Annotated in this window: 1 pseudogene; it reads left to right on the top strand. The window is 47.5% G+C overall.

The annotated features are described in order from the left end of the window. Positions 1 to 255: pseudogene (locus PSI06_RS21305) on the top strand (IS4 family transposase); the annotation flags it as partial.

Below are 255 nucleotides of genomic sequence, written 5' to 3'. Positions count from 1 at the left end.
ACAGTGAATACACGCTTAGAAGCAAACGCCCAGACATGGTTGAGCAAGAATTGTGGGGATTACTGCTTGCTTACAACTTGATAAGAGTCGCTATGACCGAAGCGGCTACACGTAAAGGTATCTGGCCCAATCAGCTAAGCTTCAGTGGGTGCTCAAGCGCGGTTGTGGCATTCTTACTTACAACGGGACTTACAAGCCCAGGAAAACTCCCTGTGCTGTATGAGAACCTTATCACTCAGCTAACTTATTACGAGC

The organism is Pseudoalteromonas sp. GABNS16E, from assembly GCF_028598715.1.
Taxonomy (GTDB): domain Bacteria; phylum Pseudomonadota; class Gammaproteobacteria; order Enterobacterales; family Alteromonadaceae; genus Pseudoalteromonas; species Pseudoalteromonas atlantica.
Note: the sequence above shows the minus strand (reverse complement) of the source record. Positions and strands in the feature narration are given on the sequence as shown.